Here is a 12,365-nt window from a genome sequence, read left to right on the forward strand (position 1 = left end):
CTGCATACTACAGGGTAAGGGACGTTTGTTCCACACCTCGATATTTGCCCGGCTGTTTTGCCGGGCATCTTTGTTTTGTTTGCACGCAGCCCTACCCTTCCCTCTCTCCATACGGTATCATAGAGGTGAACCACATAAGGCGAATCAGGTTCGCCAATGTAGAGAAAGGTGGTGGACGTTGTTTGAATCCGGACTGGCAACTGCTCCATACAAAAATAAAAGATCTCGTAATTGCGTCGACAAAAGTAGCTCACGTACAACTGGGGAATTCTTTGGAACATGCCCTGCTCGTACTCATCAAGTCTGGCTATTCGGCAATTCCCGTATTGGATCACTCCTATCGCCTGCACGGTCAGGTCAGCACAACGAATATTTTAAACAAAATCTTGGGCTTGGAACGATTTGAATATGAAAAAATGGATGATTATACAGTCGATGAGGTGATGACGACCAAAATTGCCCGGATGAAGAATTCGGAGGAGTTTTTGAAAGCGTTGGAAATGTCGATCAACCATCCATTTATATGTATTGAGGACGAAGAAGGGGTTTTCCAGGGCATCCTGACGCGAAAATCTATCCTGGCAGTGGCATATCGCCATTTCCGCCAACTTCCTTACCCGGCGGCAGAAAATCAGGCCACTCCATCTGATGCTACATAGTGTCCCTCATTTTTGCTAAAAGAAAAAAGCAGGCCTGGCCTTTCGGCAAACAGGTCTGCTTTTTTTACTGGCTGCTTTTTCTGATAGACGGAACCATCCCTCTCATCAGAGAGCTGGCGTATTCAAGGGGATGGCGATAGGTCTGCTTAAACATTGCCATTTCCCCCGCGCTATAAAAGGAGTAGCGCTGATCTCGAATATTGATCTCGATGAGATAGGGGTTCCCTTTCCCATCAATCCCCATGTCCATTCCCAAATCGGCAAGCGAAGGGTAGTAGCTTTCATACTGCCTGGCCAACTGTATCGCTGCAAGCCCGATCCTTTCGATGATTTCCTTCTGCTGCTCAGGAGAAAAACTCTCTCTCAAAACGGTCTCCAGAGGGAAAGCTCGACCTCCGCGAGCCAAATTGCTCAGCTTGTTCTTTTGATTGGCCACTTTCGCAACCATTCCGCTTACAGACCACTTCTGCTCCCGGTTTTTTTGCACGGAGACCCGTATGTCAAATGTTTTGCCTTCATACCGGGCCAGAGGGATACCTTGCTGGATCAAGTACCGTTTGTTTCCGATCCACCTGGCAAGCTCCACAATCAGACCTTGCCGAGACAATACTTTTCGATACTGTGAAGAGATGAAATGGTAATGGTCCCCCTCTCGCTCGATGCGAACCACTCCGATTCCTACCGAACCAATCGATGGCTTCACGTAGACGATTCGATAGCGGTCGAGGAAATGACGCAGGTTGTCTCTTGAATAAGGGACCGTATGGGGCAAATAGCTACGCACTTGCGGGTTTTTCCAAAGCATCTGATGGACTTTCCGCTTGTCTCTGACGACCAAACCGTTAAAAACGAGCTGTGTCTTGCTCAGGCTTCTGATTACTTGACGGGCTTTCAGGTCTCCTGTCAACACGCGGTTATGGATAACCCGCGGCACAGGAACCACTCTCGGAACCAAGCGGCTCCCATTCCAAAAATAGCCTTTCACCTTTCCGTTCGACAAGACATGGCGAGGATGAAAAAAGACTGGCTCAAGACCTAATTCTCTCCCGATTTCCACATAATAAGGCAGTCGTTCATACGATTTTTTGCCGTTGATGCCGTGTTGGATGATGTTCCAATCCAGCATGATTCCGACTTTATTCACGGAGTTTTGCCCCCTTGATGCATTCCTCATCATAGGGTATGTATATGACCCGGGAAGGGCGTGCCTATTTTCCCGAACATGTTTGTTTGCTCCTTCGACACCCTTTTGCATTCTTTTTTAAGGTTGTCGGAACATGCGCTTGCCCGGGAAAGAAAAAATCTCTGCCGCCAGTCCAAAGCTGCGAAATACAAAAATCAGGCCTCCGTAAATGGCAAAACGCTCCTCACATTTCTCTTCGTTCTATCGCCAGCAAAAAAGGGGCCTGGTTCTGCTGATTGAGATACTGGTATTGGAGCACCAAAAATTCCAATTGGCTGAGTTGCGAGCAATATAACTGCACCGCTTCCTTTTCAGCGGAGCCAGCCGGATGCCCCCAATAAACCATGACGGTCATAATTCCGCCGGGCTTCAAAAGGGACAGACCCGCTTCGATCGCCCGGATCGTAGTCGCTGCCTGGGTCGTGATCTCTTTGTTTCCCCCTGGCAAATACCCCAGGTTGAACATAATCGCCCCGACCGGCCCCGTCAGCTGCGTCATCTCCTCGTGGCTCGCTAATTTCATCTCGACCCGTTCGAGGACTCCCTCTCGCTCGAGGCGTTCTTTTGTTTTCTCCATGGCTTGGGGTTGGATATCATAAGCGATTACCTTGCCGGTTTCACCCACATGACGAGCAAGGAACAGGGTGTCGTTCCCGTTTCCCATCGTTGCGTCGATCACCGTTTCCCCGGCAACAACTCTCTCCCGTATTAATGTTCGTGCTACTTCCAAGACATTGGGAAACATCTTGCTTCTCTCCTCTCTTTCTATAGCGATAGATCTATCTGCAAACCGATTTTTGCTACATAACAAGTGCCGCTCCGGTACGCTTTCGCTTCTTGCCGCACTTCCTCTTCTGTGTACTCGTGAAACAGATGAGTGATGAGAAGGGAGCCGCAGCGCAGTCTCTCCGCCCATTCCGCCGCCTGCCCAACGCTCAGATGTCCATTTGGGCGTGCAGGCTTGTTTCGCTCCAGATAAGTACCCTCGCAAATAAACAAATCGGCCTGGCTGGCGAACGGTGTCCAATCCGTTCCCGGACCGCTGTCTGCTCCATATACAATCGTTTTTCCCGACGATTCCAATCGGATTGCATGGCAAGGGTCGCCATCTCCATGATCGGTGCGGAGGAATGAGACGCGGATATCCCCGATCGTCAAAGTTGTCGTTTCATCTACCGGGTAAAAACGAGTCGCATCGCGGTACACCAGTTCCGCCGTTTTTTCAGCAGGTTTGCCCGGAGCGTAAATCGGCAGCGGAGACTCTTGGTCCCGCTGGCCAAATAATTGATGGACCATGAGGCCGTACTGCAATACGCCGACATCGGCTACGTGATCATGGTGATAATGGGAAAGGATGAGCGCATCCAGATCGTAAACCGGCAGATGACGGGTAAGCTGAGCTAATACACCACTCCCGCAATCGAGCAGAAGGTTGGTATATGCGGTCTGAATCAGGTAGCCGGGAGTCGCTCCGGCAGGGCCCGGATAAGGGGACTGAAACCCCAGGACAGTAAGGAGCATATTCATCGCTTCCTCTCTCATAGGATGAAGTAAGTGGGACAGGAGGTTTGTCATGCAGCGTTCTTGGAAGGCCGCACTGCAAATTGCCTTTACGTATATCGGTACGGTGGTGGGAGCAGGCTTTGCTTCCGGCAAAGAAATTGTTGAGTTTTTTGTTCAGTATGGCTCCCAGGGGCTGGTAGGCATTCTGCTTGCCACCGGCTTGTTTATCTGGGGCGGAATCCGGGTCATGGTGCTATCCTATCGGATTCAGGCCGATTCTTACCAGGACCTGAGTACCTATTTGTTTGGACGACCCGTCGGTACTATCTTCAACATGCTGCTCTTGACTGTGTTGTTTGGAACAACCTCAGTGATGCTGGCTGCAACTGGAGCTGTCTTCCTGGAGTCTTTCCAATTATCTCCGCAGCTCGGGATTTGGGTAAGCATGATCCTGATTTTTTTGGTGGCACGAAAAGGCTTGTTTGCCATTCATTCCGTCAACAGCTTGTTCGTCCCCCTTTTGATCGGCTTTACCCTGCTCGTATTTCTATATTCCCGGCCTTGGCTGGATGACGAGCCCCTGATCGAAGCCGTCAAGCCTTGGGCCTGGCTGAGCTCCCCTCTCTACTATGTTGCCTTAAATATCTCGCTGACACAAGCTGTGCTCGTTCCAATCGGTCGTCACAGCTTTAGCGAGAGACCGCTGATATGGGGAGGCATACTGGGCGGTTTGGGCATTGGCATTCTTTTGCTGTTGGCCTATGCTTCGATGTCCGTTCGCATGCCGGCGATCGGCCACGCAGAGATGCCCATGATCGCTCTGCTGCAGGGCCTCGGCAAAGGGATTCCGTTTTTCTTCTCGATTTTGGTCTACACGGAAATATTCTCAACGCTCGTCGCGAATGTTTTCGGCCTCTCCGAACAGATCAAGAAGGCAACAGGCCTACGCCGCTATACGATTGTAGCAGGCATCCTGCTGGTCGGATACGCCATCAGCTTCATCGGTTTTGGTCCCTTGCTTCGTCTTCTTTATCCCATGTTTGGACAACTCGTAATCTTGTTCCTCCTGATGCTGTTTATCCAGCAAATCCGCGGGAAACCGACATCGTGACGCATTCTGGAAGAGCACTCCGCAGCCATCAAAAAAACCTCTCCATCACCCGGAGAGGTTTTTCTCATGCTTTTCATCAAAAGGTGCGAATATGCATGCTTACGCGAATTCAGCTACCAGTTTCGCAAAGTCTTCTTCGCTCATGCGAATATCTTGACCAGCCAAGGATTCTTCTTTAAATCCGGTTACCAGCTGCTCGTAAGCTTTTTGTTCTGTGTTTTGGTAGATCAGACCGGTCAACAGGCCTTTGTACTGCATGGAAGTAGCCATCGCTTTGATGCGGTCATGCGGATCATAGCCTTCGATGGTGTCTACCGGCACAATGTTTTCTTTGAACCAGTCATAGGTGTTTACCTTGTTGTAGGTTACACAAGGACTGAATACGTTGATCAGAGAGAAGCCCTCATGCTTGATACCCATTTCGATCAGTTCAGTCAACCCTTTCAGGTCGCTGGAGAAGGATTGGGCTACAAAGGTAGCGCCGACAGACAGAGCCAATTCAACTGGAGAAATGGCAGATTCAATCGAACCAGCCGGAGTCGACTTGGTTACGAAACCGGTCGCGGAACGTGGAGACGTTTGACCTTTTGTCAAACCGTAGATTTGGTTGTCCATTACGATATAGGTGATGTTCATATTGCGGCGGATCGCATGAACAGTGTGGCCCATACCGATCGCGAAACCGTCACCGTCACCGCCGGCAGCGATAACAGTCAGCTCGCGGTTCGCCATTTTCAGACCTTGCGCGATTGGAAGTGCACGACCGTGCACGCCGTGGAAGCCGTAGCAATTGATGTAACCGGAAATACGTCCGGAGCACCCGATACCGGATACGACTGCCAATTGTTCAGGTTCGAGACCTACGTTAGCAGCAGCGCGTTGAATCGATGCCTGTACGGAGAAGTCTCCACAGCCCGGGCACCAGTTTGGCTTTACGTTATTGCGAAACTCTTTCAAAGTCGCCATGTTTAATCAGCCCCTTAACTTCGCTATAGATTTCCTTCGGCAAGAACGGGTTTCCGTCGTATTTCAGCACGGATTGGATCTTTTCAGCGTGTCCGACGTGCTGTTTGAGCAGATTGGTTACTTGCGCTTGTGCGTTATGTTCAACTACGATCACTTGTTTTGCTTTTTCAACATGCGCTTTCAGTTGTTCAGCCGGGAATGGATGAATCAAACGGATTTGTGCATGGTTTACTTTTACGCCTTCGTTTTCGAGACGAGCTTTTGCTTCCTGGATCGTACCGATCGTGGAGTTGATTCCTACGATCAATACATCAGCCTCTTCGTGCTTCGCATCGAATACGACTGGGTTTTTGAAGGTTTTCAGCACGCCTTCCAGTTTGCGCATGCGCTTATCCATTTGAGCGACACGGTTAGCTGCGTTCTCAGATGGACGACCCGTCTGGTCATGCTCAACGCCTGTAACGTGGTGCAAGCCGTATTTTTGTCCCGGAATAACACGCGGGGAAACGCCGTCTTCCGTTACTTCATAACGCTTGAACAGGTCGTTCTGCTCTTTTTCAGGCAGTTCTTGTCCAGCCAGCAGTTTTCCGCGGCGGATCTCAACCTTGCTATAGTCAAATGGGTCAACGGTTTGTTTACCCAAAGAGAGTGTCAGGTCGGTCATGAGAATGACTGGGAGCTGATATTCTTCCGCGATGTTAAACGCTTCCACAGTGTCATAGAAGCACTCTTCAACCGTGCTCGGCGCGATAACGACTTTCGGAATATCGCCGTGAGTACCGTAGATCATTGCGTTTACATCGGATTGTTCTTGCTTGGTAGGCATACCTGTAGATGGGCCGCCGCGTTGTGTATCCACGATCACAACCGGTGTCTCTGTAATACCTGCCAGACCGATTGCTTCCATCATCAGGGACAGACCAGGACCTGCAGAAGCAGTCATCGCGCGAACGCCACCGAAGTTAGCGCCGATAGCCATTGTAATGGCAGCGATTTCGTCCTCAGTCTGAATAACAGTACCGCCAAACTTCGGCAGCTTTTTGATCAGATATTCCATAATTTCGGAAGCCGGAGTAATCGGGTATGCAGGCATGAAACGGCAGCCTGCGGCTACTGCACCGAGGGCAATCGCGTCGTTTCCGATCAAGAACAATTGTTTTTGACCTTCAGCCTTCTCCAGTTGGAATTCAGGGAGTTGTCCACCCGTCAATTCGTTGACAAAGTCAAATCCGCGGCGAATAGCCTCCATGTTCTTTTCGACTACTTTTTCGCCTTTGCGGAGGAACATATCTTCAACAATGTTACGGTAGCTTTCCGCCGGAATGCCGAGGATCGCGCTGGAAGCACCAATGGACACCATGTTTTTCATCAGGGACGTACCCAGTTCGTCTGCAATCTCGGACAAAGGAACGGTAAAGAAGCGAACTTCTTTCAGACCTTCCGGCAGCTTCGGGTTAAATTTCGCGTCCGCAATGATGATACCGCCTTCGCGCAGCTCGTGAGCGTTAAAATCAATGGTCTCCTGGTCGAAAGCAACGAGGATGTCCAGATCGTCGGAGATTGCGCGCATAGGCTTGGTGCTCACACGAATTTTGTTGTTGGTGTGTCCACCCTTAATACGGGAAGAGAAGTGGCGATAGCTGTACAGATGGTAGCCCATCCGATTCATGGCCATCGAGAAGATTTCACCAGTACTCTCGATACCCTCCCCTTGCTGTCCTCCAACTTTCCAGGAAAGTTGACTAATCATTCAGATTCCACCCTTTCAGTGACTGTGAGAAAAAGCTGCCCCACCTTACACGACAGGTTCCGATAAGATGTGACAAAATTGTGCATAGACTGTACCAATTGTAGTCCGAGCCATGCAAAAAAGCAAGTGCTTTTACTCAACTTAACTTTGACCTGAATAAAACGTTGAACTTGGTACATTAATGTTCTCAATGACTATTGTAGCACGTTTCGGAAAACACGCAACCAGTTTTCACGCATAAATTTCTGTACTTCCGCCTCTTTATAACGCTTCTGGAGCGCATTCACCAGATTGTGGTAATCGCCCGCTCTGGCAAGGTCTCCAAAGGTTGTCGTGATGCCGTCAAAATCGGAGCCGAAAGCAACATGGTCGACTCCTCCCAAAGCGCAAACATGATCCAAGTGACGAAGCAGGTCGTCGATCCAGACCGTTCTCTTTTCCAAGGTGACAAAGAAGTCTACAAAGGTCAGGCCCATCACGCCTTTATTGGCAATGAGCGCTTTGATCTGCTCATCGGTCAGGTTGCGCGGATGATCACATATGCTGCGGGTATTGGAATGGGAAGCGATGACCGGATCTTTCGACAGCTCCAGTGTATCCCAGAAACCGGGCTCGGCCACATGTGAGAGATCGATCACCATCCCCAGGCGATTCATTTCCGCAATCACCTTTCTGCCGAACATTGTCAAGCCTCCCGGATTCGGTTCCTGGCAGCCTGACGCCACGGCATTTCCGTGATTCCAGGTCAAGGTCATGCCTCGCAAACCCAGACGGTGCCAAGTTCTCAGTTGAACCAGGCTTTCTTCCAGTGCATGCGCCCCTTCTACAAACAGAATAGCCCCTTTGGTTCCCTTTAATACACATTCCTCCAAATCAGCGTTGCTTAGAATTGGACGGAACTGTTCACTCGCCACGCGCTCATGAAACAGGTCAAGCATCTCCAGCACGGCCTGAAAGCGCCTTCCGAACGGAACATGCTGCGGCACGTAGCAAGCGAGCACTTGTATATCCACATTCCCTTTTTGGAGGTCAGGGAAACCTGCCTGCAGCTCCTCATGCCCCTGGTAAAAATCAAGCTCCGGTCTCTCCCACAGCTTGGACAACACGTCGCAATGGGCATCAAAAATCCCCACAGCCACCCCTCCATATCTATAGAAGCTCTCTGACATGCATCACTCTCAAATCAAACCGTACCATACCTGCCCTGCTTTCGTATACATGAAAAAAACCTGTTCATTCTACGAACAAACAGGCAGTCCAAAGCATGTTCAGTTAGGAATTATCTGGGTTCTACGATCAGCTTGATTGCTGTGCGCTCTTCTCCATCAATCACGATGTCGGTAAAGGCTGGAATGCAAATGAGGTCAACACCACTCGGCGCTACGAACCCTCGTGCGATTGCTACTGCTTTTACAGCTTGATTAAGTGCCCCGGCGCCAATGGCTTGAATCTCAGCCGCCCCGCGTTCGCGAAGCACACCTGCTAGGGCACCAGCAACGGAGTTGGGGTTAGACTTTGCTGAAACTTTTAATACTTCCATCCTTTTGAACCTCCCGTCTGATAGGAATCCTCTCATCATTAGAATGATATTCGCATAACCCCTAAAAATTCCTGCAACTGCACATGAAAGATTCAAAAAATTCAAATCTTATTCTTATTATTCCATAAATGGATGGTCGGCGTCAATTCGGATTCTCTCTAGTTTCTTCGCATTCCCTGTTGCTTTGTCGATGGTTATGAGCACAGCGTTCAGTTGGGCCGGTTCCCCGGCTACCTCGAATCTCGCAGGAAGCTGGGTCATGAACTTTCTGATGACGGCCTCGCGATCCATACCCAAAATACCGTTCATCGGACCGCACATCCCGACGTCACACAAAAAGCCTGTACCCTGCGGGAGAACCCGCTCGTCCGCTGTCTGCACATGGGTATGCGTGCCGACTACCGCGGTAACCCGGCCGTCCAGATACCAAGCTAGCGCTTGTTTCTCTGAGGTTGCCTCCGCATGAAAATCGACAAAGATGTATTTGGTACGCTTTCGCGCCTGCTCTACAAGCTGATCCGCCGTTTGAAACGGACAGTCCAGCGGCGGCAGAAAAGTCCGGCCCTGCAGATTGATGACCGCCAGCTCTCCTTCTGATTGCTTGATATACGTAATCCCGTTGCCCGGAGCTCCCTGCGGGAAATTGGCGGGACGGATCAGGCGAGGCTCACCGTCGATGTAGTCGAATATTTCTTTGTTATCCCAAGTGTGGTTTCCCATTGTAATGGCATGGACGCCTAAGCCAAACAGCTCCTTGGCAATTTTCTCTGTTATCCCTCTTCCGTGAGCAGAGTTCTCTCCGTTTACAACCACAAAAGCGGGTTGGTACTTTCTTTTCAATAATGGAAGATACGTTTTGACGATGTCTCGTCCAGGAGATCCCATGATGTCTCCAATAAACAGCAGTTTCATTTCGCCTTCACCTCAAGTACTAGTATAGCATTTCTTGCTCGCAGAAAAAAAAGCGGCCCTTCTCTTGGCGCCGGCACTTCCGCAACGGCTTTGCACGGTCGTAAACATTTCGGCCATCGAAGCTTTTGACGCGCCGCTGCTGGCTCTTTTGTGATGAAGAAGCATTTTATTCGCTCGAAAAAGGGCAGCAACTATGACTCCGCTCATTCCCCACAGCGACGATAAAAAAAAGTAAAGTGGCATCTGCCACTTTACTTTGCATACTCGACTGCCCTGGTCTCACGAATAACGGTAACCTTGATGTGACCTGGATAGTCAAGTTCATTTTCAATTCGCTTCGTAATCTCACGTGCCAGACGAGTTGCTTCGGCATCGTCGATTTTCTCAGGCTGCACCATGACGCGAATCTCGCGTCCAGCCTGAATGGCGTAAGATTTTTCCACGCCATCGAACGACTCGGAGATCTCCTCCAGCTTTTCCAGACGCTTGATATAGGTTTCCAGCGTTTCGCGGCGCGCACCTGGTCGTGCGGCCGACAGAGCATCCGCGGCTCCAACCAGCATGGCGATAACAGAAGTTGGTTCCGTGTCTCCGTGGTGAGATGCAATACTGTTGATAACCACAGGATGTTCGTTGTACTTCTTAGCCAGCTCGACGCCAATTTCCACGTGGGAACCTTCCACTTCGTGGTCGATTGCTTTTCCGATATCGTGCAAAAGGCCTGCCCGTTTTGCAAGCTTCACGTCCTCTTTCAATTCCGCTGCCATCAAACCGGCGAGATGAGCAACTTCCATCGAGTGCTTCAACACGTTTTGACCATAGCTGGTCCGGTAACGCAGGCGTCCCAAGATCTTGATCAGATCTGGATGGAGGCCGTGAACACCTGTTTCAAAAGTAGCCTGTTCTCCGTACTCACGAATTCTCTCATCCACTTCCCGACGAGCCTTTTCAACCATTTCCTCGATACGAGCCGGATGGATACGTCCGTCAGCAACAAGCTTGTCCAGAGCGGTTTTCGCAATCTCCCGGCGAATCGGGTCAAACCCTGACAAAATAACGGCTTCTGGAGTATCGTCGATGATAAGATCAATCCCGGTAAGTGTCTCCAACGCGCGAATGTTTCGTCCTTCTCGACCGATAATTCGCCCTTTCATTTCATCGTTCGGCAACGTGACGACCGAAACGGTTGTTTCCGCCACATGATCTGCAGCACAACGTTGAATCGACGTTGTGATGATTTCGCGAGCGCGTTTGTCGGCTTCCTCTTTGGCTTGGGTCTCGATCTCTTTGATCATGACGGCCATCTCGTGGCGAACCGTGTGCTCTACCTCAGTCAGAATGATGGTTTTCGCTTCTTCTTGCGTCAAACCGGAGATGCGCTCCAGCTCTGAAACCTGCTCTTTATATAAGTGCTCCACCTTGCTTTGCATGTCCGCAATGGTTCTGTCGCGTTCGGCCAATTCTTCTTCCTTGCGCTCCAGCTGTTCCATTTTGCGATCCAACGCCTCTTCCTTTTGCAGAATGCGGCGTTCCTGGCGCTGGATCTCGTTGCGCCGCTCGCGCAGTTCCGTCTCTGCTTCGGAACGAAGTTTGAATACTTCATCCTTCGCTTCCAGCACCTTTTCCTTCTTGACGGCTTCCGCGTCCCGTTTGGCTTCTTCCACGATCTGTCGTGCCGCTTCCTCAGCGCTGGAGATTTTTGCCTCCGCGATGGATTTGCGTACGAAGTAGCCAATGGCAAGTCCGACAAGCAGCACGGCAACAAGCACAATCATCATAACTATGGAGTTTTCAAAAATGGCACTCATAGGCTTTCTTGTTTCACCTCCTTGTGGTAAGACATCTCCCCGCTTTCCAAGCATTCGTTATTCACGGCGTACTGCTGTTCTATCGCTCTTACGAAAGGCTAAAAAACAGGACCGATTTTACTCGGTCCGCTGAATCCGTACATCCCGTACGGTTCTTCAGTTGTTCACTGGGTACGAGCGATCAAATCAGCGAAAAGGTATGATACAGCTAGTAAATACATATCTATTTTATTATTTGTGAACAAGAATTGTCAAGAACATGCAAATGGAGCCATTCTAGTCCGCACCGTGCTCTCTCAGCTCTCGGCGAATCTCCTGAATGACTGATTGCGAGAATCCCTTCCTGTACAGCATGGCCAGAATTTTTTGCTCGTCGTTTCGATCTAATTCCCCTTCGAAGCGGCGCAGTTTCTTTTGAACCAGTGCACGTGCGGCACCAAGCTCATCGTCTCTGGTGACTGTGCTCATCGCTCCTTCGGCTGTCTCCTTGTCGATCCCCCGCTGTTTCAGCTCCATCCTCAGCATCATCGGACTTCTCGGCTTTAACCGCAGCCGTTCATTTACCCATTGCCTCGCAAAGGCCTGATCATCGATATATCCCATTTGCTTGCATCGATTCACAATAGTTTCCGCCACTTCCAGCGGATACCCTTTCTCTTGCAGGTAGGAGACTACCTGCTGGGAAGTACGCGGTCTGATCCCCAAATAGCGCAGGGCAAGCAAAAATGCTCTGTGCTCTTCCTCAGCCAAAAGGATTTCCCGCACAAACCCATCGTCTACTTCTACGCCTTTGGCAAGCTGATACTTTACCAATATATCTTCGTGGACCGAGAAAACCAGTTCATCACCGATATAAAAATGATAGCGATGCTTATTTTTTATATCGCGGTGAACAGCGGTGATCTTGCCGCTCTTCATCGGCTTCTCCCCTCT

Annotated in this window: 12 protein-coding genes; 2 read left to right on the plus strand and 10 right to left on the minus strand. The window is 50.2% G+C overall.

Annotation, left to right across the window (positions count from 1 at the left end; translation table 11 throughout):
• Window positions 1-182 precede the first annotated feature (182 nt).
• A complete protein-coding gene (gene cbpB / locus NST96_RS15505; RefSeq protein WP_003385765.1) occupies window positions 183-659 on the plus strand; it encodes a cyclic-di-AMP-binding protein CbpB in 477 nt (158 codons plus the stop codon).
• Between the two features lie 64 nt (window positions 660-723).
• Here the strand turns inward: cbpB and NST96_RS15510 are convergent, their stop codons facing one another.
• The 3 genes from NST96_RS15510 to NST96_RS15520 all read right to left on the minus strand — a co-directional run bounded on the left by NST96_RS15510 (window position 724) and on the right by NST96_RS15520 (window position 3,363).
• Entirely contained in the window at window positions 724-1,803 is a 1,080-nt protein-coding gene (locus NST96_RS15510; protein WP_003385766.1) for a YheC/YheD family protein, read from the minus strand.
• A 223-nt stretch (window positions 1,804-2,026) separates the two neighbouring features.
• Complete coding sequence (locus tag NST96_RS15515) at window positions 2,027-2,587, minus strand: class I SAM-dependent methyltransferase (protein ID WP_024983812.1); 561 nt, start codon at window positions 2,585-2,587, stop codon at window positions 2,027-2,029.
• Window positions 2,588-2,607: 20 nt separating this feature from the next.
• Window positions 2,608-3,363 carry an MBL fold metallo-hydrolase gene (locus tag NST96_RS15520; RefSeq protein ID WP_024983813.1) on the minus strand — a complete coding sequence of 252 codons (756 nt, stop codon included), beginning with the start codon at window positions 3,361-3,363 and terminating at the stop codon, window positions 2,608-2,610.
• 52 nt (window positions 3,364-3,415) lie between these two features.
• On the opposite strand from NST96_RS15520, the gene NST96_RS15525 reads away from it, so the two are divergent.
• Entirely contained in the window at window positions 3,416-4,456 is a 1,041-nt protein-coding gene (locus NST96_RS15525) for a hypothetical protein (protein ID WP_003385769.1), read from the plus strand.
• A 99-nt stretch (window positions 4,457-4,555) separates the two neighbouring features.
• On the opposite strand, the gene NST96_RS15530 is transcribed toward NST96_RS15525, so the two are convergent.
• The 7 genes from NST96_RS15530 to NST96_RS15560 form a co-directional block, all read right to left on the minus strand.
• Window positions 4,556-5,422, minus strand: a complete 867-nt coding sequence (locus tag NST96_RS15530; protein ID WP_003385771.1) for a 2-oxoacid:ferredoxin oxidoreductase subunit beta — start codon at window positions 5,420-5,422, stop codon at window positions 4,556-4,558.
• A complete protein-coding gene (locus NST96_RS15535) occupies window positions 5,394-7,172 on the minus strand; it encodes a 2-oxoacid:acceptor oxidoreductase subunit alpha (protein WP_003385773.1) in 1,779 nt (592 codons plus the stop codon). Before NST96_RS15535 ends, NST96_RS15530 begins: the two co-directional genes overlap by 29 nt.
• Window positions 7,173-7,366: 194 nt before the next feature.
• Complete coding sequence (locus tag NST96_RS15540; protein WP_342404167.1) at window positions 7,367-8,305, minus strand: dipeptidase; 939 nt, start codon at window positions 8,303-8,305, stop codon at window positions 7,367-7,369.
• Window positions 8,306-8,451: 146 nt separating this feature from the next.
• Complete coding sequence (gene spoVS, locus NST96_RS15545) at window positions 8,452-8,712, minus strand: stage V sporulation protein SpoVS (protein WP_003385776.1); 261 nt, start codon at window positions 8,710-8,712, stop codon at window positions 8,452-8,454.
• 117 nt (window positions 8,713-8,829) lie between these two features.
• The gene (locus NST96_RS15550) at window positions 8,830-9,624 is read right to left on the minus strand and encodes a TIGR00282 family metallophosphoesterase (protein ID WP_024983816.1); all 795 of its coding nucleotides are present in this window, start codon (window positions 9,622-9,624) and stop codon (window positions 8,830-8,832) included.
• Window positions 9,625-9,875: 251 nt separating this feature from the next.
• Window positions 9,876-11,432: a ribonuclease Y gene (gene rny, locus NST96_RS15555; RefSeq protein WP_031932891.1), complete on the minus strand. Its 1,557-nt coding sequence runs from the start codon at window positions 11,430-11,432 to the stop codon at window positions 9,876-9,878.
• A gap of 276 nt (window positions 11,433-11,708) precedes the next feature.
• On the minus strand, window positions 11,709-12,350 hold the full coding sequence (locus NST96_RS15560; RefSeq protein WP_003385781.1) for a RecX family transcriptional regulator: 642 nt from the start codon (window positions 12,348-12,350) through the stop codon (window positions 11,709-11,711).
• Between the last annotated feature and the right edge of the window lie 15 nt (window positions 12,351-12,365).

The organism is Brevibacillus sp. FSL K6-2834, assembly GCF_038592925.1.
Lineage (GTDB): Bacteria > Bacillota > Bacilli > Brevibacillales > Brevibacillaceae > Brevibacillus > Brevibacillus borstelensis.